The sequence below is a fragment of the Xanthomonas sp. NCPPB 3174 genome (assembly GCF_056725205.1).
On record NZ_CM161517.1, the window covers coordinates 3356931 to 3380691 of the forward strand.

The window sequence follows — 23761 nt, forward strand, 5'->3', positions numbered from 1 at the left end:
CGCTTTCGCGACATTCGTGAATGCGCAAGAGGCGTTGCGCTGCGGTGCTCGACGCGCAGCGGAGCAGGCGCGGCTCGCACCGCACCGATGCCGCACTTGTTCTGCAATGGCAGAACACCCCGGTTTTGCACCGGAGCCAAAGTGGGATACCAACCCCTTTAATTTGTAGACAGAATGTGAAAGCGGCGCCGATATGTCACAAGCACAATGGCGGCGGGCGGGCGCGGCGCATTGCCTTCACGCCATCTGTGGCGCCACAAGCGTGCGCCGTTCCGCGGCAGCGCCACCGCGCAACAGCCGCTGCGCATGCGCATGCTCCTCGGCATTCATGTCCTGCAGCGGCTCGAAGCGCTCGCCGACCCAGCTCGCCATCGGCACGCCATCGCGGTACAGCACGCGCGCACCCGCCACCCGTGGCACCCGCGTGCCGGGCAACACGCTGCCGAGCAGATTGGCCGGATCGGCGGCGGCCACGCACAGCCACTGGCCGTCACCGGGCTGGCGGCGGATCTGCCGCAGCAGGCCGATCGCCTCGGGCAGGGCGAACTGTTCGCCGGACAGGCCGTCGATGAAGCGCCCACCGCGGATCTCGCCGCGCGCCTCCAGCCGATGGTAGACGCGCAGCAGTTCGCGCCATGGCGGCAGCCACGCCGCCTCGCGCTCAAGCAGGCGCCAGCAGACCACACCGTAGCGGCGCAGCAGGGTCCGCGCGACGTGCTCGACCGCCTCGCTGCGTGCGGCCGGGTCGTCGGCCTCGGTGTCGGCACGCAGCACCGCCCAGCGTCCGGCGTCCTGGATGCCGCCGTACAGCGCCATGCGCGGCCGCCGCCGCGACAGCGCCGAGGGACGCTTCGAGGGCGGCACCAGCAGAGCGCGCAGGCCAGCGTAGCTGTCGCAATGGACCCGGCCTGCGGCGACCAGCTCGGCCAGCGCCGCCTCCAGTTCGGTGGACAGCAGGCGCGTCGCCTCGGCGATCTCGTCGAAGAACGAGGCGCCGTGCGCCTCGAGATGGTCGGCCACCTTGCGCGCGCGCGAGCCCAGCGCGCCGGCTTCCGGCGCTGGCGACAGCCGCGACCAGTGGCCGGCGCTGCGCCGCGGCAGCAGCAGGATCGGCGTGCTGCGCAAGGTCGGCGCCGCACCACCGGCGCCGGGGCGCAGCCGCGTCCACAGCGTGCGGCCGGCGCTGCAGGCCTCGTCCAGCCACGCCGGGCGGTAGTCGCGCACCCGCGCCGGCAACAGCTCCGCCTCCCACAGCGGCGCCGCGACCTCCACGCCCTCCAACTGTGCCAGTACCGCGCCCAGGGCCTCGGCGCCGGCGACCTGCCCCTCCGCGTCCAGATGCTGCCAGCGGAACAGGAAGCGCGCGTAGTCGCGCGGCGCCACCGGCTCGATCTCGCGGCGCAGGCGGCCAAGGGTGTAGCGGTGGATGCGCGCCAGCAGATGGCGCTCGCACCATTCCTCGGCGTCGGCATCGGCGCTGAAGCGCCCGCCCAACACATAGCCATCCTGCTGCAGCGCCAGCAATCCCGCCTGCACCTCGCGCAGCGGCAGCTGCAGTGGCGCTGTCAGCGCCGCCGCGGTGACCGGCCCCAGCCCCGCCAGGCGCCAGCGCAGCAGTTCGCGCACCGCGCTGTCGCGGTCCCAGTCGTCGACCGCATAGCCCGCGGGAACGGCGATGGCCGGCTGCGCACTGGCCTGCGGGTACAGCGGCGCCACCGCCGCCAGCGCCTCGGCCGCCACCCACAGCGCCGCCGTGGCGCCGTCGACGCCGTGCAGGCAGGTGGCGCGCGCGTCGGCGGCCAGTTCCTCCAGCCACTGCCGCCACTGCGGCTGCGTGGCGGCTTCGTCCGCGCTCACCACGCCGAGCGTGAGCAGCGCTTCGTGCATCTCGTCGCGGCTGCGCGGCTGCGGCCAGGCCTCCTCGCGCACCGCGGCGATCGCTTGCGGGTCCAACTGGCCGAGATCGTCGGCGCTGTCCGGATCCTGGTAGCGGCGGTTCTGCACCGCCTGGGTCCGTCGTTCCTCCAGCGGTGCGTCGTCGAGGAAGGCGTAGGGCCGCGCCTCCAGGGCCTCGGCCGCCAGCGGCGATGGCGCGGTCAGCTCGCGCGCCAGCACGCGCACGGCGCCGGCCTCGATGCCGTGCAGCAGCTGCAGCCAACCGGCGCTGTCCATCGCCTCGTCCAGGCAATCGCGCAGGGTCTGCGCCACCAGCGGATGCTCGGGAATCTCGCGCTCGCCGACCAGGTTCTCCGCGCAGGCCACCTGGTCGGGGAACACCGTGGCCAGCAAGTCCTCGGACTTCATCCGCTGCAGTTGCGGCGCGACCTTGCGCCCGCCGGTGAAGCGCGGCAGCGCCAGCGCGTTGGTGGCGTTCCAACGCCAGCGCACGCCGAACAACGGCGCGTCCAGCAGCGCCTGCACCAGCACGTCCAGCGCCGAGGCGGCGCGCAGGTAACGCGCCACCTCGTCCAGGGCGAAGCTGTGCCGGGTCGACAGCGACAGCACGATCGCGTCCTCGGTCGCCGCCGCCTGCAGTTCGAAATTGAAGGTACGGCAGAAGCGCTTGCGCAGGGCCAGGCCCCAGGCGCGGTTGATGCGGCTGCCGTAGACGCTGTGGATCACCAGCTGGGTGCCGCCGGTGGCATCGAAAAAGCGTTCCAGCACGATGCATTGCTGGGTCGGCAAGGCGCCCAGCGCCGCATGCGCGCGGCCCAGGTAATCGACGATCTGCTGCGCAGCGGCCGCGTCCAGCGCCAGCGGACCACACAGCCACTGCAGCGCCTGGGTCGCCCCGCCCTGCTGCAGCGCCTGTTCGAGTTCGGCACGCAGCCGCGACACGCCCAGCGACAGCGCGTCGCTGCGCCCGGGCGCTTCGCCGATCCAGAACGGGATATTGGGCGGCGCGCCGCGCGCGTCCTCCACCCGCACCCGCCCCGCTTCCACGCGCAGGATGCGGTAGCTGGCGTTGCCGAGCTGGAACACGTCGCCGCCCAGGCTCTCCACCGCGAAATCCTCGTTGACCGTGCCGATGGTCTGCGCCTGCGGCTCCAACACCACGCTGTAGTCGCCAGTCTCGGGAATGGTGCCGCCGGAAGTGAGCGCGGCCATCCGCGCACCGCGGCGCTGGCGCACGCGGCGATGCACCGCATCGCGATGCAGGTAGCCGGCGCGCGGCCCCAGGCGCGTGCTGAAGCCTTCGCTGAGCATGCGCAGCACCGCGTCGAACTGCGCGCGCGGCAGCGCCGCATACGGCCAGGCGCCACGCACCAGGGCGTACAGCGTGTCTTCTTCCCACTCCTGGCAGGCGACCTCGGCCACCAGTTGCTGGGCGAGCACGTCCAACGGCGCATCGAGCATGCGCAGCGCATCCAGTTCGCCGCGACGCACGCAATCCAGCAAGGCCGCGCACTCGACCAGGTCGTCGCGCGACTGCGGGAACAGCCGCGCCTTCGGCGTGCCGCCCACCGCATGTCCGGAGCGGCCGGCACGCTGCAGGAACGCGGCGATGGAGCGCGGCGAGCCGAGCTGGCAGACCAGGTCGACGTCGCCGATATCCAGCCCCAGTTCCAGCGACGCCGTGGCCACCAGCACCTGCAATTCGCCGGCCTTGAGCCGACGCTCGGCGAGCAGCCGGGTCTCGCGCGCCAGGCTGCCGTGATGCGCCGCCACCGCCTGCGTGCCGAGCAGTTCGCCGAGGTGCCGGGCGGTGCGCTCGGCCATGCGCCGGGTGTTGACGAACACCAGGGTGGTGCGGTGCGCGCGCACCAGCTCGGACAGGCGCGTATACACCTGCTGCCACTGGTCGGCGGACATGGTCGCGCTGAGCGGCGTCGGCGGCACCTCCAGCGCCAGGTCGCGGGCGCGCGCATAGCCGATGTCGACGATGGCGCAGTCGGCAACGCCGTCGTGCACCGCGGCGCTGCCGACCAGGAAACGCGCGACCGCCTCGATCGGCTTCTGCGTCGCCGAAAGGCCGATGCGCAGCGGCGGTACCTCGCACAGCTGCTGCAGGCGCTGCAGCGACAGCGCCAGGTGGCTGCCGCGCTTGTTCGCCGCCAGCGCGTGGATCTCGTCGACGATCACCGTGCGCACGTGGCGCAGCGTCTCGCGTCCGGACACCGAGCCAAGCAGCACGTACAGCGACTCCGGCGTGGTCACCAGCACGTGCGGTGGGCGCCGCCGCGCCTGCGCACGCTCGCGCTGCGGCGTGTCGCCGGTGCGCACCGCGGTGCGAATGGACACATCCGGCAAACCCAGCGCCGCCAGTTCGGCGCGGATGCCCTGCAGCGGCGCCTCGAGATTGAGCTGGATATCGTTTGAAAGCGCTTTCAGTGGCGATACGTACAGCACCTGGGTGCGGTCGGGCAGGCCACCTTCACGCAGGCCTTCGCGCACCAGCGCATCCAGCGCAGCGAGAAATGCAGTGAGGGTCTTGCCGGAGCCGGTCGGCGCAGCCACCAACGTATGCCGACCGGCCTGGATCGCCGGCCACGCCTGTTCCTGCGCCGGCGTGGGCGCAGCGAAACGCTGCTCGAACCAGCGTGCCACGGCGGGATGGAAGCGCGTTTGCGCCAACGACATGCGATCTCCTGGGCCACCGCCGCAACGCATGCGGGGCGAGCCGACGATGCCACCGCTGCATATTGTCCACGCGAATGTCTCGCGCCAGCGGCTCGACAAAGAAAATGGTGACGTTATCTGGGCAATCAAGCGCATTCACACGCGAGCGCTGTTTTTACGGGCTTTTCTATTAAGCGTTCATCGAACGACATAATGTCTACCACTCGCTCCGCAGAGCGCGGTTATGTTGTCGACGGCATCACGTATCCCGGCCTAGCGTTTGCGCATGACGCACGAGCTTCGCTTCTGGGAACGGAATGCGGCACGGCAACACCAACGAACAACGGCATCGCCCATCGCGCGCGCGGGACGCTCCACACCCCGCACACGCGATCGCGGCGGCGCGTGTTCGCGTCGCCTCCGCCTCCTTCCCTTCGATGTCGATCTGTCGTCGCCTTGCGGCGCGCGGCAGCGATGGCGGCGGCATCCGCCATCGGGTCCGGCCCTGCCGGATCGCGCATGCCTTGTCCCTTTCCATCGCCATCGCCAAGGAGCATCACCAATGGCACAGAGCAGCCAGTCCCTCTCCAGCAACGACCTCGGCCAGCGCCGCGGCAGCGACGCGCAACCGTCGCTCGGCGTTTCGCCGAACGTGTTCGAAGGCAACGACCCGGCCGCGATCGCACGCGCGCTCAAGCAGTCGGCCGACCTGCACGCACGCCGCCGCACCGGTCCGTATCGCTCGGCCATGTCGATGCTGACCTTCTACATCAATCGCGCCGGCGATCAGTTGCCGGAGCAGCGCCGCAAGATCCTGGAGCAGGCCAAGGACGAGCTGCGCAGCCTGTACGGCAAGCCGCGCAAGGATGGCGCCAGCGATTGAGCGCAGGCACGCGCGCAGCGTGATGGAGCGAGCAGTTCCGCACGCTGCCTACGCGAGGCGCGTGCCGCCCGATTGCCGTCCTCCAACGCAGTGCCACATGATGCGGACATGGCCAAGGCATCCGACATCTCGGACCTCATCCAGCACACTGCCGCCGCGACGCAGGACGACGCGGCGCTGCTGTCGCGCATCATCCTGGCGCAGGGCGAGATCGCCGCGGCCGGCGGCGATCCGCTGCAGGTGGTCGACGTGGTCACCCGCCGCGCACAGGAGCTGACCCGCTCCAACGGCGCGGTGGTGGAAATGTGCGACGGCAACGACATGCTGTACTGGTCGGCCAGCGGCGTCGCCGAGCGCCACCTTGGCCTGCGCCTGCCCAGCAACGGCAGCCTGTCCGGCCTGTGCATGCGCAGCGGCCAGGTATTGCGCTGCGACGATTCGGAAATCGATCCGCGCGTGGACCGCGAGGCCTGCCGCCGCATCGGCCTGCGCTCGATGCTGGTGGTGCCGCTGCGCTACGGCGACCGCAGCATCGGCGTACTCAAGGTGCTGGCGCCGCAACCCAACGCCTACAGCGCGCAGGACGTGCGCACGCTGGAACTGCTGGCGACCCTGGTCGGGGCCACGCTGGCGCTGGCGATGGACCGCGCCGCGCTGCAGACCGACATCGCGCGCCGCCAGGACGTGGAAAAGCATGCCTTCCGCGAGAAGGCGGCGATCGCCACCCGCATCCGCGAGACCATCGCCGGTGCACGCCTGCAGATCGTCACCCAGCCGGTACTGGCGCTGACCTCGCAGCGCATCGTCGGCGTGGAGGCGCTGTCGCGCTTTCCGGCCAATCCGGCCCTGCCGCCGCTGCGCTGGTTCGACGACGCCAGCCGGGTCGGGCTGGCGCTGGACCTGGAACTGGCCGCCGCGCGCCAGGCGCTGGAGCTTCTGGCGCAGTTGCCGGCGCCGCTGTACCTGGCGATCAACGTGTCCGCGCAGACGCTGCTGCATCCGCAGTTGCAGGCGCTGCTGCACGGCCACGACCTGTCGCGGATCGTGCTGGAAATCACCGAGCAATTGCAGGCGCCGGACTATCCGCGCCTGTCCGAACACATCGGCCTGCTGCAGCGGCAGGGCCTGCGCATCGCCCTCGACGATGCCGGCACCGGCTTCGCCAGCCTGCGCCACCTGCTGCACCTGGCGCCGGACATCATCAAGCTGGATCTGACCCTGACCCGCGGCATCGACGCCGAACCGCGCCGGCAGCGGCTGGCGCTGGCGATCCTTTCCTTCGCCGCCGAAACCAATGCGGACGTGGTCGTCGAAGGCATCGAGACCGAGAGCGAACTGGCGACGCTGCAGGCGCTGGGCGCGCGCTACGGCCAGGGCTACCAGCTCGCCCATCCCGGGCCGCTGTCTGCGCATCTGGCGCGCTATCCGGCGATTGGCGACGGCAGCGGCTGAAGAACGTCGACCGCGGACGCGGCGCTGGTCCCTGGTTCGGGATCACCTCCCAGGCATTCCCAATAGATCATCATGCCGGGCTGGTCGCGGCTGAAGCCGCTCCTACGGAAGCGTGCGCTACAGACGCACGGCACCGCTCTCGCCGACCCTGGGCCGCTGTCAGCGTATCTGCAGACGCTCTCCAGCGATCGCTGACCGCTTCGGCTGAGCCGCGGGCCAGGCGCTCCATCATCCTGTGCAGGAGTGGCTTCAGCCGCGGTGGGGCGTCAGCGTTGACGCCGCGTCGCGCCGGCGCAAACGCCAGGCAAGAAAAAAGCGGGCCGAAGCCCGCTTTTTCCTGGAACGACGCTGGCAGCGTGCGGCTTACTCGGCCGACGCGCCCTCGCCTTCTTCCACGGCCTTCATCGACAGGCGGATGCGGCCCTGCTTGTCGACTTCCAGCACCTTGACCTTGACCACGTCGCCTTCCTTCAGCTTGTCGCCGACCTTCTCCACGCGCTCGCTTGAGATCTGCGAGACGTGCACCAGGCCGTCCTTGCCCGGCAGGATGGTCACGAACGCGCCGAAGTCCATGATCTTGGCGACCTTGCCTTCGTAGATGCGGCCCGGCTCGACGTCCGAGGTGATCTGCTCGATGCGCGACTTGGCCGCCTGCGCGGCGATCGCGTTGACCGAGGCGATGACGATGGTGCCGTCGTCCTGGATGTCGATCTGGGTGCCGGTTTCCTTGGTGATCGCCTGGATGGTCGAACCGCCCTTGCCGATCACTTCGCGGATCTTGTCCGGGTGGATCTTGATCGTCAGCAGGCGCGGCGCGTAGTCGCTCAGCTCCGCACGCGGGGTGGTCAGCGCCTTGGACATCTCGCCGAGGATGTGCAGGCGGCCGGCCTTGGCCTGCGCCAGGGCCTGCTTCATGATCTCTTCGGTGATGCCTTCGATCTTGATGTCCATCTGCAGCGCGGACACGCCGTCGGCGGTACCGGCGACCTTGAAGTCCATGTCGCCCAGGTGATCTTCATCGCCCAGGATGTCCGACAGCACCACGAAGTCGTTGCCTTCCTTCACCAGGCCCATGGCGATACCGGCCACCGGCGCCTTCACCGGCACGCCGGCGTCCATCAGCGCCAGCGACGAACCACAGACCGAGGCCATCGACGAGGAACCGTTGGATTCGGTGATTTCCGAGACCACGCGGATGGTGTACGGGAACTCTTCCATGGTCGGCATCACCGCCAGCACGCCGCGCTTGGCGAGGCGGCCGTGGCCGATTTCGCGACGCTTGGGCGCGCCGAAGCGGCCGCACTCGCCCACCGAGTAGGGGGGGAAGTTGTAGTGGAACAGGAAGTTTTCCTTGTACTCGCCGGAGACCGCGTCGATCACCTGGCCATCGCGGGCGGTGCCCAGCGTGGTGACCACGATCGCCTGGGTCTCGCCGCGGGTGAACAGCGCCGAGCCGTGGGTACGCGGCAGCACGCCGGCCTGCACGCTGATCGGACGCACGGTGTCCAGCGCACGGCCGTCGATGCGCACCTTGGTGCTCAGCACCGAACCGCGCATGGTCTGGTATTCCAGCTCGCCGAACTCCTTGGCCAGGTCGGCGGCGACCCAGTTCTCGGCGGTGGCGCGCGGCGCCAGCTGCGCCAGCACGTCCTTCTTGATCGCGGCGATGGCGTCGCGGCGCTGCAGCTTGTCGCGCACCTGGAACGCGGCGGCCAGCTGCTCGCCGACGGCTTCCTTCAGCGCGGCGATCATGGCCTCGTTCTTGGACGGGGCGACCCAGTCGGACGGCTTGGTGCCGGCTTCGACGGTCAGCTCGTTGATCGCGTTGATGACCTTCTGCATCTCGCGATGGCCGAAGGTGACCGCGCCCAGCATCACTTCTTCCGACAGCAGCGCGGCTTCGGACTCGACCATCAGCACCGCGTTGGCGGTACCGGCGACGACCAGCTCCAGCTGCGAATCCTTCAGGTCCGACACGGTCGGGTTGAGGATGTATTCGCCGTTCTTGTAGCCGACCTTGGCGGCGCCGATCGGGCCCTTGAACGGGGTGCCGGCCAGCGACAGGGCGGCCGAGGCGCCGATCAGCGCGGCGATGTCGCCGTCGATGTCCGGGTTCATCGACATCACCGTGGCGATGATCTGCACTTCGTTCTTGTAGTCCTCCGGGAACAGCGGACGGATCGGACGGTCGATCAGACGCGAAATCAGCGTCTCCTTCTCGGTCGCACGGCCCTCGCGCTTGAAGAAGCCGCCGGGGATGCGGCCGCCGGCGTAGAACTTCTCCTGATAGTCGACCGTCAGCGGGAAGAAGTCCTGACCTTCGCGCGCGCTCTTGGCGGCGACGGCGGTGACCAGCAGTACGGTGTCGTCCATCTTGACGATGACGGCACCGCCGGCCTGGCGGGCGATCTCGCCGGTTTCGAGGGTGACGGTGTGCTTGCCGTACTGGAAGGTTTTGGTGATTTTTGCCACGGGGTTTCCTTGGATGATGCTGTCTGCAAATGGACCGCTGACGGCCCATGCCGCTGGCGGGTGGCCGGGAGGATCCGGCCGGTGGCGCGGAGCGATCCCCGGGCCACGGTACTACCCAAAACAAAACCGCGGCGCATCGCTGCGCCGCGGTGGGGTTCGTTGACTCAGCGACGCAGGCCGAGCTTCTCGATCAGCGCCTTGTAGCGCTCGCCATCCTTCTTCTTCAGATAGTCGAGCAGGCTGCGGCGGCGGTTGACCATCTGCAGCAGGCCGCGGCGGCTGTGGTGATCCTTCTTGTGGGTCTTGAAGTGGCCGGTCAGCAGCTCGATGCGGGCGGTCAGCAGGGCGACCTGCACTTCCGGCGAACCGGTGTCGGCAGCGCCGCGCTTGTTTTCTTCGATGACTTTCTGGGTGTCGATGGACATGAGGTTTTTCTCTGAGATGCGGGGCCGGCAGGAACGTGCAGAGGACGCACCGCCTGGCTCGCCGATTGCGAAGGATTGCGCCGGAGCGCAGCGTGCCGGAAAGGCCGCGAAATTGTACCGGCCCCGGCGCGGAGGAACAAGGTGTTAAGACAGCGTCATGACTGAACGACAGTCAGGCACGGTCCGCTGCGGACGTCTTGCGGTCACGGATTGAACATGCGCTGCGGCGCCAGCAGCCCGCTCGCATCGACCTGGCCCAGGCCCAGCGGGACGCCGTCGGCGTCGAACACCGCGGCCAGGCCGGGCGCCCAGGCCGGATCGCGCAGGCGCTGGCCCATGCGGAAGCGCTGCGCCGCAGCATGCTCCAGGCGCAGCGGCGGGAAATCGGCCAGGCCGGCGGCCAGCGGCAGCACCAGCGCGTCCAGTGCCGCCGGATCCTGCGTGGCCAGGTGCTGCAGATGCTCCAGGGTGACCATCTGCGGGTTGCGGAACGGTTCCACCCACAGCCGCCGCAGCGCAGCGATATGCGCGCCGCAGCCCAGCGCCTCGCCCAAGTCGCGGGCCAGGCTGCGGATATAGGTGCCGGACCCGCAGGCCACGTGCAGGCGCAGGCGGTCGCCGGCATGCGCGAGCACGTCGATCGCATGCACCTCGACCTCGCGCTCGGGCGCCTCGATCGCCTCGCCGCGGCGCGCCTTGACGTACAGCGGTTCGCCGCCCTGCTTGAGCGCCGAGTAGATCGGCGCGCGCTGGCGGATGCGCCCGCGCAGCGGTGCCAGCGCCGCCTCCAGGGTCGCTGCGTCCAGCGGGGGCACCGGGCGGGTGCGCAGCACCGCGCCCTCGGCATCGTCGCTGTCGGTGGTGACGCCGAGCACGACCTCCGCCTCGTAGGCCTTGGCCGAGCCGAGCAGCAACCCGGCCAGCTTGGTCGCCTCGCCGAAGCACAGCGGCAGCAGGCCGGTGGCGAGCGGATCCAGGCTGCCGGTGTGACCGCCCTTCTCCGCACGGAACAGCCGCCGCGCCGCCTGCAGCGCCGCGTTGGAACTCATGCCGATCGGCTTGTCGAGCAGCACGATGCCGTCGAGGCGACGGAAGACGATACGAGGCAGGCGCGGGCCGAAGACGGGCATGGGGTGCTGGCGGGGATTCGGGATTGGGGATTCGGGATTGGCGGATCCGGCGGCGGCACGATGCTTGCGACCGACACAGGCAGAACGCGCAGGCGCGCGAAACAGCGAGGCGCGGCACGAATGAAGGAGCGCCGCGATCGCGGCTGCGAGGCGGACCCGACCGCCAGCGTTGGAACAGTGGCGCCGATGCCGAGGCGTCGGCGATGGGCTCAGTCCTTGCGCGGCGTCGTGTCGGCGTCGGCGGCGGCGGCGGCGGCGGCATGACCGTCGTCGTCCTGCTCCTGCTGCAGTTCAGGCATGTCGCGCAGCAGATTGTCGATGCGCTCGCCGCGATCGACCGAATCGTCGTAGTGGAAATGCAGTTCGGGCACGTGGCGCAGCTTCATCGCCCGCGCCAGCTCGCTGCGCAGTTGCGGCGCCAGTTCCTTCAGGCCCTTGACCGCCTCGGCCGAGCGTTCCTGCATCAGCGCGGTGACGAACACCTTGGCATGGGCCAGATCGCGGGTGACCTCGACGTCGGACACGCTGACCGACGGCAGGCCGTGATCGCGCACGGCAGCATGCACGATCGTGCCGAGGTCGCGCCGGATCTGCGCGGACACGCGATCGGTACGGTGAAAGGATTTGGTCGGCATGACTGAAGCTCTCTCTTTTGCAAAGACCGGATCGGGAGAGACTCGCAAAAGCGACACGCACATAGCGCACCGCTTTTACGAATCCCCAATCCCGATTCCCGAATCCCAGCTCTTAAAGCGTACGCTGCACTTCGATGCGCTCGAAGCACTCGATCTGGTCGCCGGCCTTGACGTCGTTGTAGGCCTTCACGCCGATACCGCACTCGGTACCGTTACGCACTTCGTCGACGTTCTCCTTGAAGCGACGCAGCGATTCCAGCTCGCCCTCGAACACCACGGTGTTGTCGCGCAGCACGCGGATCGGCTTGTTGCGCTTGACCACGCCCTCCACGACCATGCAGCCGGCGACGGCACCGAACTTGGAGCTGCGGAACACGTCGCGCACCTGGGCGATACCGATGATCTCTTCGCGGATCTCCACGCCCAGCAGGCCGGACGCCACCTGCTTCACCTGGTCGATCACGTCGTAGATGATCGAGAAGTAACGCAGGTCGATGCCGTTGGTCTCGATGATGCGCCGCGCCGAGGCGTCGGCACGCACGTTGAAGCCGATCACCGTGGCCTTGGACGCCAGCGCCGAATTCGCATCGGACTCGGTGATGCCGCCCACGCCGGAGTGGATCACGTTGATGCGGATCTGCTCGTTGGACAGCGCGGTCAGCGACTGCTTCAGCGCTTCCACCGAACCCTGCACGTCGGCCTTGATCACCAGGTTCAGCGACAACTGGCCTTCGCCCTTGCCGAGCTGCGACATGATGTCTTCCATGCGGCTGCCCGCCGAGGACACCAGGCGCGACTCGCGGCGCTTGGTCTCGCGCTGCTGCGCCACGTCCTTGGCCAGGCGCTCGTCGTCGACGACCACGAAGTCGTCGCCGGCATCCGGCACGCCGGACAGGCCCAGCACCTGCACCGGGATCGACGGACCCGCCGAATCGGGCTGCTTGCCGGTCTCGTCGAACAGCGCACGCACGCGGCCGTACTGGATACCGCACACCAGGTAGTCGCCCTTCTTCAGCGCGCCCTGCTGCACCAGCACCGTGGCCACCGGGCCGCGGCCCTTGTCCAGCGAGGACTCGATCACCACGCCGCTGGCGCGGCCTTCGGCCACCGCCCGCAGTTCCAGCACTTCGGCCTGCAGCGAGATCGCGTCCAGCAGCACGTCGATGCCCTGGCCGGTCTTGGCCGAGAGTTCGACGAACTGGGTGTCGCCACCGAATTCTTCGGCGACCACGTCCTGCGCCAGCAGCTCGTTCTTGACCCGCAGCGGATCGGCACCGGACTTGTCGATCTTGTTGACCGCCACGATCAGCGGCACGCCGGCCGCCTTCGCATGCTTGACCGCCTCGACCGTCTGCGGCATCACGCCGTCGTCGGCCGCGACCACCAGCACCACGATGTCGGTGAGCTTGGCGCCGCGCGCGCGCATCGAGGTGAACGCGGCATGGCCCGGGGTATCCAGGAAGCTGATGACGCCGCGGTCGGTCTCGACGTGGTAGGCGCCGATGTGCTGGGTGATGCCGCCGGCTTCGCCGGAGGCGACCTTGGTGCGGCGGATGTAGTCCAGCAGCGAGGTCTTGCCGTGGTCGACGTGGCCCATGATGGTGACCACCGGCGGCCGCGGCAGCTTCTCGCCCTGCGCGTCCTCGGTGTGCGCCAGCAGCGCGTCCTCGGCGTCGGCACTGCCCGCACGCACCGGCTTGTGGCCGAGTTCCTCGGTGACCAGCGCGGCGGTGTCGTGGTCGATGGTCTGGGTGATGGTGGCCATCACGCCCATCTTGAACAGCGCCTTCACCACGTCGCCGCCCTTCAGCGCAAGCTTCTGCGCCAGGTCGGCCACGGTGATGGTGTCGCCGATCGCCACTTCGCGCACCACCGGTGCGGTCGGACGCTCGAAGCCGTGCGCGCCGCCGCCGCTGCGCGACGGTTCGGCCTGGCGACGGCCACCGCTGTGGCTGCCGCCGCGCGGCTTGCCACGCACGTTGGAACGGCGCGCGCGGTCGGCCGCGGACAGGTGCAACTGGCCAGCAAAGCGGCTGGTGCTGTCGTCGTCCTCGACCCCGGCGACCATCACGTGCGAGCCGCGGGTCTTGTGCTTGTTGGCGGCATTGTTGCGATCGTCGCTACGCGGCGCCGCCGGCTTGGCCGGATGCGCGGCACCGGCCGGACGCGGCGCCACCGCCGGGCGCGGCGCGCGCGGCGCAGCGGCGGCGTTGCGGTCGGCGGCAGGCGCGGACGGGGCCGCGGCCGGCGGTGCCGACTCGGCTTCCAGCGCGGCCTGGGCCGCGCGTTGCTCGGCCTCGGCGCGCTCGCGCGCTTCCTGCTCGGCCTTGCGCTTGCGCTCGATTTCCTCGGCGCGCGCCCGGTCCTGCTCGGCGAGCTTCTGCTGCTCGGCCAGGTTGCGCTGCTTGGATTCCTCCAGCTTGCGCAGGATCTCGGCGCGCTCGTCGTCCACCCGTCCGCCCGCGGACGGCGCCGCACGCTCGGCGGCCAGGTCCTCGGCCGACTTCACGTAGGTGCGCTTCTGCCGGACCTCGACGTTGACCGTGGTCTTGCTGCGCCCGGCGCTGACCGTCACTTCCTGCAGCTTGCGCCGGTTCAGGGTGATCTTCTTCGGCGCCGCCTGGGCCTCTTCCTCGACCGGCTTGTCGGTCTTGCCGTGGGTACGGCGCAGGAAGCCCAGCAGCTTCATCTTTTCGGTGCTGGTGACGACCTGGTCGGGACCGCTGAACTTCATCCCGGCGTCGGCCAGTTGAACCAGCAGTTTCTCGACCGGCGTGTTCACCAGTTCGGCCAGCTTGCGGATGGTGGTTTGCTGCGACATTCGGATCCTATGATCTGGTTGGCGCCCCCTCGCCGCGTGCGAAGGTAGCGCGGATTCTAAGCCCTGATCGGGTCAGGGCGGCATTCATCGCTGACTCATTCGCCGCGCTCCAGGCGGGCGATCTCCTCGGCGCGGGCGGCCAGGATCAGGGCCGCGGCGCGGTCCTTGTCCAGGTCCTCGATGCCGAACTCGAGGATTTCGTCGGCAGCCAGATCCGACAGGTCCTCGCTGGTACGCACGCCATGGCTGGCCAACGCGTAGGCGGTGCCCTCGTCCATGCCCGGCAGCGACAGCAGGTCCGCCGCCGGTACGCCGTCGTCGTCGCTCTCCTCGGCGGCCAGCGCCTCGTTGAGCAGCGCGTCGCGGGCACGCGCGCGCAGTTCCTCGACGATGTCCTCGTCGAAGCCTTCCACCGCCAGCAACTCGCCGACCGGCACGTAGGCGATTTCCTCGACCGAGTTGAAGCCCTCGGCGACCAGGATCGCGGCGATCTCCTCGTCCACTTCCAGCTTGTCCATGAACAGCTGGCGGGCCACGGCCTGCTCGGCCTCGGACTTGGCCGCGACCTGCTCGGCGGTCATCACGTTGAGCTGCCAGCCGGTCAGGCGACTGGCCAGGCGCACGTTCTGGCCGCCCTTGCCGATCGCCTGGGCCAGGCGGTCTTCCGCCACCGCCAGGTCCATCGAGTGCTTCTCTTCATCGACGATGATCGACTGCACCTCGGCCGGCGCCATCGCGTTGATGACGAAGTTGGCCGGGTTGTCGTTCCACAGCACGATGTCCACGCGCTCGCCGTTGAGCTCGTTGGACACCGCCTGCACGCGCGACCCACGCATGCCAATGCAGGCGCCGATCGGATCGGTACGGGTGTCGTGCGCCAGCACCGCGATCTTGGCGCGGTCGCCCGGATCGCGCGCGCAGGCCTTGATCTCGACCAGGCCCTGGCCCACTTCCGGCACTTCCAGCTTGAACAGCTCGATCATGAATTCCGGCGCGGCGCGGCTGATGAACAGCTGCGGGCCGCGCGGCTCCGAACGCACTTCGGCCAGGTAGCCGCGCACGCGGTCGCCGGCGCGCAGCACGTCGCGCGGAATGCCCTTGTCCTTGGGGATGAAGGCCTCGGCGTTGCCGCCCAGGTCCACGTAGATGTTGCCGCGCTCGGCGCGCTTGACCACGCCGGTGACCAGCTCGCCGACGCGATCCTTCCACGCGTCGACCACCTGCTGGCGCTCGGCCTCGCGCACGCGCTGCACGATCACCTGCTTGGCGGCCTGCGCGGCGATGCGGCCGAAGTCCGGATTCTCGATCTGCTCTTCGATGTAGTCGCCGACATCCACGCCCTCGGCCTCGTCGACCGCGTCCATCAGGCGGATCTGCCGGTCGGGCGACTCCATCACCACGTCGTCGGCCACCACTTCCCAGCGCCGGAAGGTCTCGTAGGTGCCGTCCTTGTGGTCGATGGTGACGCGCGTCAGCACGTCCTGGTCGGGGTAGCGCTTCTTCGCCGCCGACGCCAAGGCGGCCTCGATCGCGTCGAAGATCACTTCGCGCGGCACGCCCTTCTCGTTGGCCACCGCGTCGACTACCAGCAACAGTTCCTTGCTCATTCTTTCGCTCCGCGCGCAGCCTCGTCGGCCGCCGGTTCGTTGGATGGTTTCTTATTGGATTTTGCGTTCTTGCCGGCCGGCTTCGGACCCTTGCCCGGCTTGGTCGGCGCCAGACCCAGCGCCGCCCAGTCGGGCAGGATCCGCGCCTTGTCGATGTTGTCGAAGTCCACCGCCAGTTCGGCGCCGTCGACCTCGAAGGTGATCCGGCCGGCAGCGGCGTCGGCCTGCACGATGCGCCCCTGCAGGCGACGACGGCCCTGCTGCGGCAGCTTCAGCACCACCTTGGCCGATTCGCCGAGGTGGCGGGAAAACTGTTCGGCGCTGAACAGCGGCCGGTCCACGCCCGGCGAGGACACTTCCAGCGTGTAGTTGCCGCTGATCGGGTCTTCCACGTCCAGTTGCGCAGAGACCTCTCGGCTCACCCGCTCGCAGTCGTCGATGTTGACCACGCGTTCGGGCTGCTCGGCCAGCGGCACGTCGATGTACAGGCGCAGCGTGGCGCCACCGGGGGCCGGCAGGTATTCCGCGCCCAGCAGTTCCAGGCCCAACGCGTCCACGGTCGGGCCCAGCAACGTCGCGATTTCGTTTGCCTTGTCGCTCACAGCCTGCCTTGCATCTGAAAGAGTTGAAGAGTCGTTGCGTGCATTTCCCGGACCCCGGAAACGACAAAGGGCCCTCTGGGCCCCTTGTCCGGTAAAACTCCGGTCACGCTGGATTCCGGTTGCGACGACGGGAACATGCGTCATCGCGAAGCCCAAACTTCCCTGCGGCAGACAACCGATGCACTGGTTGCCGCTGCAGACAAAGATGGTAGCGGGGGCAGGATTTGAACCTGCGACCTTCGGGTTATGAGCCCGACGAGCTGCCAGACTGCTCCACCCCGCAGCAGAAGCGGAATTATGAAGAATCAGTGCGTCGATTGCAAGCCCTGATTTTCATCTCGATGCGGTAGCGACGCTGCCGTTCGAAGGACGCCATGATAACCGCACGCGATGGAAAACGAAACAGCAATCGCATCGCCAAATGCAAAAACGCCAACGCCGCCCTGCGGCGGCGTTGGCGGAAAACAGCGGGAAACCCGCGTGTTTCGCGATCAGGCCAGGTGCGCGAAGGCGCGCTGGCACCACGCCATCAGCGGACTCCAGGCCAGGCCGAAGGCCAGCAGGCCCAGCGCGTTGACGCCCAGCGCCACGCCCAGCACGCGGTCGTCGTTGGCCGGCAGCGGCGTGCCGACCGGCTCGTCGAAATACATCACCTTGATCACGCGCAGGTAATAGAACGCGCCGATCACCGCGCACAGCACCGACAGCACGGCCAGGCCGGTCCACCACAGGTTCTGGTCGGGCACCGCGACCACCGCGCCCAGCACCGCCAGCTTGGCCCAGAAGCCCAGGAACGGCGGCACGCCGGCCAGCGAGGCCATGATGCACAGCACCAGCAGCGCCATCCACGGGTTGCGCGCGTTCAGGCCCTTGAAGTCGTCGATGTTCTCGGCCTCGAAGCCCTTGCGCGACAGCGCGATGATCGCGCCGAACGAGGCGGTGGACATCACCGCGTAGCAGATCGCATAGAACAGCGCCGCCGCGTAACCGCGCTCGCCGCCGCCGGCCACGCCGAGCAGCAGGAAGCCGATGTGCGAGACCGTCGAGTACGCCAGCATGCGCTTGAGGTTGCTCTGCGCCACCGCCATCAGGTTGCCGACCACCAGCGACAGCGCCGCCAGACCGCCGATCACCCAGTGCCACTGCGCCGCCAGCGGACCCACGCCCACTTCCAGCAGGCGGTAGGCCATGCCGAACGCGGCCAGCTTGGACGCCGAGCTGATGAACAGCGCGATCGGCGCGGGAGCGCCCTGGTAGACGTCCGGCAGCCACATGTGGAACGGCGCGGCGCCGAGCTTGAAGGCGACGCCGGCGATCATGAACACGGTGCCGGTCAGCAGCAGCATGTGCTCGCGGCCGTTGCCGATCGCCTCGTGGATGCCGCTCAGGCTCAGGGTGCCGGTGGCGCCGTAGATCAGCGACATGCCGTACAGCAGCAGGCCGGAAGCCAGCGAACCGAGCACGATGTACTTCATCGCCGCTTCGGTGGCCATGCCGTTGTCGCGATTGGAGGCCACCAGCGCGTAGGAGCACAGCGCCAGCAGTTCCAGGCCCAGGTAGACCATCAACAGGCTGCCGGCCGAGACCAGGATCATCATGCCGACCGTGGCGAACAGCACCAGCACCGGGATCTCGCCCTGGTACAGCTTGCGCTCGCGCAGGTAGCTCCAGCCGTAGATCAGGGTCAGCGCGCTGAGGCCGACGATCACCGTCTTCATCACGTCGGCGGCGGCGTCGCGCACGAACATGCCCTGGAACACCTCGCCCTGCCCGCCCACGCCGGCCAGCAGCATCGCGAACACCGCGACCAGGATCGCCACCGACACGATGTGGGTCCAGGCCTTGTTGCGCTCGCTGATGAACAGATCGAGCATCAGCAGGAAGAAGGCACCGGCGGTCAGCACCAGCTCGGGCAGCAGGGGCGGCAGGTCGACGGTGGTCAGAGGCAGCAGCGCAGGGGTGGTCATCATCAAATCTCTGGAATCAATACGCTCGACGGCCGCTTACAGCTTGCTGGTGGCGATCTGCGCCGCCAGCTTCGCGATCGAGGGCTCCATCAGGTCGGTCAACGGCTTCGGATACAGGCCCAGGGCCAGCACGCCGAGCGCGAACACGCCCAGCACCAGCGCCTCGCGGCCGTTGATGTCCTTCAGCTCGGCCACGTGCGCATTGGCGACTTCGCCGAAGAACACGCGCTTGTAGAGCCACAACGTGTAGGCCGCGCCGATCACCAGCGTGGTCGCCGCGCCGAATGCCTGCAGCGGATGCGACTGGAAGCTGGCCAGGATCACCATGAACTCGCCCACGAACCCGCTGGTGCCCGGCAAGCCGGCATTGGCCATGAAGAACAGCATCGCGAACGCGGCGAACCACGGCATCACGTTGGCCACGCCGCCGTAATCGGCGATGCGGCGGGTGTGCATGCGGTCGTACAGCACGCCCACGCACGAGAACATCGCGCCGGAGACGAAGCCGTGCGAAATCATCTGCACCATCGAGCCCTGCAGGGCCAGCTGTGCGGCGTCGCCGCTGCCGGATCCGACCAGGGCGAAGGCGACGAAGGCGCCGAGGGTGACGAAGCCCATGTGCGCGATCGACGAGTACGCGATCAGCTTCTTCATGTCGTCCTGGACCAGGGCGACCAAGCCGACGTAGATCACCGCGATCAGCGACAGCGCGATCACCAGCCACGCCAACTGGTTGCTGGCGTCGGGCAGGATCGGCAGGTTGAAGCGCAGGAAACCGTAACCGCCGATCTTCAGCGCGATCGCCGCCAGGATCACCGAACCGGCGGTCGGCGCTTCCACGTGCGCGTCCGGCAGCCAGGTATGCACCGGGAACATCGGCACCTTGACCGCGAAGGCGATCAGGAAGGCGAAGAACAGCCAGGTCTGCTCCTTGGACGTGAGCGAGAGCTGGTACAGGTCGGCGAGCTGGAAGCTGCCGCCCTTCAGGTACAGGTAGATCAACCCGACCAGCATCAGCACCGAGCCGAGGAAGGTGTACAGGAAGAACTTGACCGCGGCGTAGATGCGGCGCGGGCCGCCCCAGATGCCGATGATCAGGAACATCGGGATCAGCATCGCCTCGAAGAACACGTAGAACAGCATCGCGTCGGTGGCGGCGAAGATGCCGACGGTGACGCCTTCCAGGATCAGGAACGCCGCCACGTACTGGTTGACGCGCTTGTCGATCGAGGCCCAGGCGCCGATCAGCGCCAGCACCGTGATCAGCGTGGTCAGCACGATCAGCGCCACCGCGATGCCGTCGGCGCCGAGGTTGTAGCCGATGTCGTACGCCGGGATCCAGGCGTGGGTCTCGACGAACTGCAGCGCGCCGCTGGTGTAGTCGAAACCGGTGAGCAGCGGCACGCTGAGCGCGAAGGTCAGCAACGCCACCAGCAACGACGCCCAGCGCGCCGCACGCGCGTCACGCACGGCCAGCACCAGGGCGCCGCCGATGATCGGCAGCCAGATCAGGATGGAGAGTAGAGGCCAGTTCGACACGTGTTCTTATTCCGTACAGGTCAACGCCAGAAATGCATCAGCACGCCCAGCAGGGCAATGAGACCGACGATCATCGCGAAGGCGTAGTGATAGAGGAAACCGGATTGCGTGCGACGCAGCAGGTTGGCCGCCAGGTCGATCACGCGGGCGGTGCCGTTGACCATGACGCCGTCCACGACATGCGTATCCACCGCGCGCGACGCCTTGCCTAGGCGCACGCCGCCGCCGGCGAAACCGCCGATCCAGAGCTTGTCGAAACCGTACTTGTTCTCGAGGATCCACACCGGCACCGAGAAGGTCTTGCGCGCCTTCGCCGCCAGTTCCGGCTTCCACAGGTACAGGATCCAGGCCAGGGCGAAGCCGGCCAGGGTCAGGAAGAACGGCACCTGGTAAAGGCCGTGCAGCGCGAACTTGACCGGCCCGTGGAACTCCTCGGCCAACGCGCCGACGGTGTCGCGCGCCGGATCGTAGAAATCGACGATGCCGGTGAAGAAGCTGACCGCCTGGCCCTTGATCGCCACGGCGGCGTGGTGCCCGGCCCAGTCGGTGCCGAACAGCATCGGGCCGATGGTGAAGAAGCCGATCGCGATCGACGGAATCGCCAGCAGGATCAGCGGCACCGTCACCACCCACGGCGACTCGTGCGGTTCGTGCGCGCCATGATGACCATGGTGGTCGTCATGCGCATGCGCATCGTGCGCATGGGACTGCGCCTCGGCGTCGGTGTGGGCGCTGTCGTGGTGGGCATGCACGTCGTGCGCATGCGCGTCGCGGAAGCGCTCCTTGCCGTGGAAGGTCAGGAACAGCAGGCGGAAGCTGTAGAAGCTGGTGATCAGCACGCCGCCCAGCACGGCCATGTAGCCGTAGTTGGCGATGCTCCAGAACGGGGCACCCTCGGCGTGGAGCTGGGCCGCTTCGATGATCGTGTCCTTGGAATAGAAGCCGGCGAAGAACGGGGTGCCGACCAGCGCCAGGGTGCCGATCACGCTGGTCCAGTAGGTGATCGGCATGTACTTGCGCAGGCCGCCCATCTTGCGCATGTCCTGCTCGTGGTGCATGCCGATGATCACCGAGCCGGCCGCCAGGAACAGCAGCGCCTTGAAGAAGGCATGGGTCATCAGGTGGAACACCGCCGCCGAGTACGCCGACACGCCGAGCGCCACGGTCATGTAGCCAAGCTGCGACAGCGTCGAGTACGCGACCACGCGCTTGATGTCGTTCTGCACGATGCCGATCAGGCCGGTGAAGAAGGCGGTGGTCGCGCCGATGAACAGCACGAAGTTCAGTGCGGTCTGCGACAGCTCGAACAGCGGCGACATGCGCGCCACCATGAAGATGCCCGCGGTGACCATGGTCGCGGCGTGGATCAGTGCCGAGATCGGGGTCGGGCCTTCCATCGAATCAGGCAGCCAGACGTGCAGCGGCACCTGCGCCGACTTGCCCATGGCGCCGATAAACAGGCAGATGCAGATCATCGTCGGCACCGACCAGACCCACGGATCGGTCAGGTGGACGACCTCCGCACTGAACGGGACGGGGATGGAACCGGTCCACACGGTGATGGTGCCGCCGACCATGCCGGTGGCATTGGCGAACACCATCGAGTAGTCGAGGGTGCCGAACACGTACAGCACCAATGCGATGCCGAGCAGGAAGCCGAAGTCGCCGACGCGATTGACCAGGAACGCCTTCATGTTGGCGAACACCGCGGTCGGGCGCTTGAACCAGAAGCCGATCAGCAGGTACGACACCAGGCCCACCGCTTCCCAGCCGAAGAACAGCTGCAGGAAGTTGTTGCTCATCACCAGGCTCAGCATCGAGAAGGTGAACAGCGAGATGTAGCTAAAGAAGCGCTGGTAGCCCGGGTCGTCGGCCATGTAGCCGATGGTGTAGATGTGCACCAGCAGCGACACGAAGGTCACCACCACCATCATCATCGCGGTCAGGCGGTCGACCATGAAGCCGACGTGGGCCGAGTAGTTGCCGACATCGAAGAAGGTGTAGAGGTTCTGGTTGAACGGCGAGGCGCCCTGCCCGACCAGCTGGTACAGGGTCCAGCACGACAGCGCGCAGCTGACCGCGACGCCGAGGATGGTGGCGAACTGCGCGCCCTTGCGGCCGACCTGACGGCCGAACAGGCCGGCGATGATGCTGCCGACCAGCGGGGCCAGCACCACCGCGATCAGCAGACTCTTGGAGAGCGTAATTTCCATCTGCAGGTCAGCCCTTCAGCGAATCGACTTCGGCCACGTTGATCGTGTGGCGGGTACGGAACAGCGTCACCAGGATCGCGAGGCCGATGGCGGCTTCGGCCGCGGCCACGGTCAGGATGAAGAACACGAACAACTGGCCGGCGGCGTCGCCGAGCTCGCGCGAGAAGGCGACGAAGTTGATGTTGACCGACAGCAGCATCAGCTCGATCGACATCAGCAGCACGATGACGTTCTTGCGGTTGAGGAAGATGCCGGCCAGGGCGATGCAGAACAGCACCGCACCGAGCGCCAGCAGATGGCCTAGGGAGATCATGGCTGGCCCTCCTGCGATGCCGGCGGGGTGTGGAGCGTGGGCTTCTCTGCGTCCATCTTGACCATGCGCAGGCGATCGCTGGCCTTGACCCGCGACTGGTCGCCGGGGTTCTGGGTCTTGATGCCGGTGCGCTTGCGCAGGGTCAGCATCACCGCGGCCACGACCGCCACGGTCAGGATGATCGCGGCGAACTCGAACGGCAGCAGGAACTGGGTGAACAGGGTCTTGGCCAGCCAGGTGATGTTGGAGGTGTCGGCGGCCTGGGCCGCGGCGTTGTCGGCCGGGAACGGCGCGGCGCTACGCGCCTTGACCCCGATCAGGGTGACCATCTGCACCAGCATCGCCACCGCGACCACCAGGCCGACCGGCAGGTAGCGCACCCAGCCCTCGCGCAGGCGGGCGGTGTCGATGTCCAGCATCATCACCACGAACAGGAACAGCACCATGACCGCGCCGACGTAGACCAGCACCAGCGTCACGCCGAGGAACTCGGCGCCCACCAGCAGCCATACACAGGCGATGGAGAAGAACGTCAGGATCAGGCACAGCACCGCATACACGGGGTTGCGCACGCTGATCACCGCGCCGGCGGCGACCGCGGCGATGGTGGCGAAGATCCAGAAAGCGATATTGACCCAATCCATTTCGGAACCTCAGCGGAAGGGAGCGTCGGCAGCGCGGCGCTCGGCGATCTCGGCCTCGAGCCGGTCTCCGATCGCCAGCAACTGCGGCTTGGTGACGATGTTCTCGCCGCGCTTCTCGAAGTGGTACTCCAGCACCTGGGTCTCCACGATCGAATCCACCGGGCAGCTTTCCTCGCAGAAACCGCAGTAGATGCACTTGAACAGGTCGATGTCGTAACGGGTAGTGCGGCGGGTGCCGTCCTCGCGCTTGGTCGAGTCGATGGTGATCGCCAGCGCCGGGCACACCGCCTCGCACAGCTTGCAGGCGATGCAGCGCTCTTCGCCGTTGGGATAGCGGCGCAGCGCGTGCAGGCCGCGGAAGCGCGGCGACTGCGGGAACTTCTCCATCGGGTACAGCACGGTGTACTTGGGACGGAACGTGTACTTCAAGGTCAGCCACAGGCCGCCGAGCAATTCGAGCAGCAGCAGGCTCTTGAAGTAATGGGTGACTTTATTCAT

General features: G+C 68.1%; 15 protein-coding genes, 1 tRNA gene and 1 pseudogene. 2 read left to right on the plus strand and 15 right to left on the minus strand.

Translation table 11 applies throughout. From position 1 onward, the window contains the following. Positions 1-267: 267 nt before the first annotated feature. Positions 268-4581, minus strand: a pseudogene (locus AC1PK7_RS14560) (DEAD/DEAH box helicase); the annotation flags it as partial. A gap of 541 nt (positions 4582-5122) precedes the next feature. Between AC1PK7_RS14560 and AC1PK7_RS14565 the strand changes: the two are divergent. Together AC1PK7_RS14565 and AC1PK7_RS14570 are read left to right on the plus strand one after the other, a co-directional pair. Then, positions 5123-5443 (plus strand): DUF3175 domain-containing protein, encoded by a 321-nt coding sequence (locus AC1PK7_RS14565; protein WP_481098601.1) that lies wholly within the window; start codon positions 5123-5125, stop codon positions 5441-5443. Positions 5444-5551: 108 nt separating this feature from the next. Then, entirely contained in the window at positions 5552-6895 is a 1344-nt protein-coding gene (locus AC1PK7_RS14570) for a sensor domain-containing phosphodiesterase (protein WP_481098602.1), read from the plus strand. Positions 6896-7258: 363 nt separating this feature from the next. Here AC1PK7_RS14570 and pnp read toward each other — a convergent pair whose 3' ends face one another. From pnp to nuoI, 14 genes are all read right to left on the minus strand, one after another. After that, positions 7259-9367: a polyribonucleotide nucleotidyltransferase gene (gene pnp, locus AC1PK7_RS14575; RefSeq protein ID WP_019799235.1), complete on the minus strand. Its 2109-nt coding sequence runs from the start codon at positions 9365-9367 to the stop codon at positions 7259-7261. 164 nt (positions 9368-9531) lie between these two features. Next, a complete protein-coding gene (rpsO, locus tag AC1PK7_RS14580; RefSeq protein WP_003467392.1) occupies positions 9532-9792 on the minus strand; it encodes a 30S ribosomal protein S15 in 261 nt (86 codons plus the stop codon). A 203-nt stretch (positions 9793-9995) separates the two neighbouring features. Beyond that, on the minus strand, positions 9996-10922 hold the full coding sequence (gene truB / locus AC1PK7_RS14585) for a tRNA pseudouridine(55) synthase TruB (RefSeq protein WP_010344205.1): 927 nt from the start codon (positions 10920-10922) through the stop codon (positions 9996-9998). A gap of 209 nt (positions 10923-11131) precedes the next feature. Next, positions 11132-11557: a 30S ribosome-binding factor RbfA gene (gene rbfA, locus AC1PK7_RS14590; protein ID WP_481098603.1), complete on the minus strand. Its 426-nt coding sequence runs from the start codon at positions 11555-11557 to the stop codon at positions 11132-11134. Positions 11558-11669: 112 nt separating this feature from the next. Continuing rightward, entirely contained in the window at positions 11670-14378 is a 2709-nt protein-coding gene (gene infB, locus AC1PK7_RS14595; RefSeq protein WP_481098604.1) for a translation initiation factor IF-2, read from the minus strand. Positions 14379-14473: 95 nt separating this feature from the next. After that, positions 14474-15985, minus strand: a complete 1512-nt coding sequence (gene nusA, locus AC1PK7_RS14600) for a transcription termination factor NusA (protein ID WP_010343021.1) — start codon at positions 15983-15985, stop codon at positions 14474-14476. Continuing rightward, positions 15982-16587, minus strand: a complete 606-nt coding sequence (rimP, locus tag AC1PK7_RS14605; protein ID WP_019799025.1) for a ribosome maturation factor RimP — start codon at positions 16585-16587, stop codon at positions 15982-15984. The genes nusA and rimP overlap by 4 nt, the downstream gene beginning before the upstream one ends. Before the next feature lie 206 nt (positions 16588-16793). Next, a tRNA-Met gene (locus tag AC1PK7_RS14610) sits at positions 16794-16870 on the minus strand. A 208-nt stretch (positions 16871-17078) separates the two neighbouring features. Continuing rightward, positions 17079-18554, minus strand: coding sequence for an NADH-quinone oxidoreductase subunit NuoN (gene nuoN / locus AC1PK7_RS14615; protein ID WP_019799026.1), 1476 nt, complete (start codon positions 18552-18554; stop codon positions 17079-17081). A gap of 36 nt (positions 18555-18590) precedes the next feature. After that, a complete protein-coding gene (locus tag AC1PK7_RS14620; protein WP_010343018.1) occupies positions 18591-20093 on the minus strand; it encodes an NADH-quinone oxidoreductase subunit M in 1503 nt (500 codons plus the stop codon). A gap of 20 nt (positions 20094-20113) precedes the next feature. Further along, a complete protein-coding gene (gene nuoL / locus AC1PK7_RS14625; RefSeq protein ID WP_481098605.1) occupies positions 20114-22306 on the minus strand; it encodes an NADH-quinone oxidoreductase subunit L in 2193 nt (730 codons plus the stop codon). 7 nt (positions 22307-22313) lie between these two features. Further along, positions 22314-22619, minus strand: a complete 306-nt coding sequence (gene nuoK / locus AC1PK7_RS14630; protein ID WP_017908131.1) for an NADH-quinone oxidoreductase subunit NuoK — start codon at positions 22617-22619, stop codon at positions 22314-22316. Then, complete coding sequence (locus AC1PK7_RS14635) at positions 22616-23263, minus strand: NADH-quinone oxidoreductase subunit J (RefSeq protein WP_019799028.1); 648 nt, start codon at positions 23261-23263, stop codon at positions 22616-22618. The genes nuoK and AC1PK7_RS14635 overlap by 4 nt, the downstream gene beginning before the upstream one ends. A 9-nt stretch (positions 23264-23272) precedes the next feature. Then, positions 23273-23761, minus strand: a complete 489-nt coding sequence (gene nuoI / locus AC1PK7_RS14640) for an NADH-quinone oxidoreductase subunit NuoI (protein ID WP_010343013.1) — start codon at positions 23759-23761, stop codon at positions 23273-23275.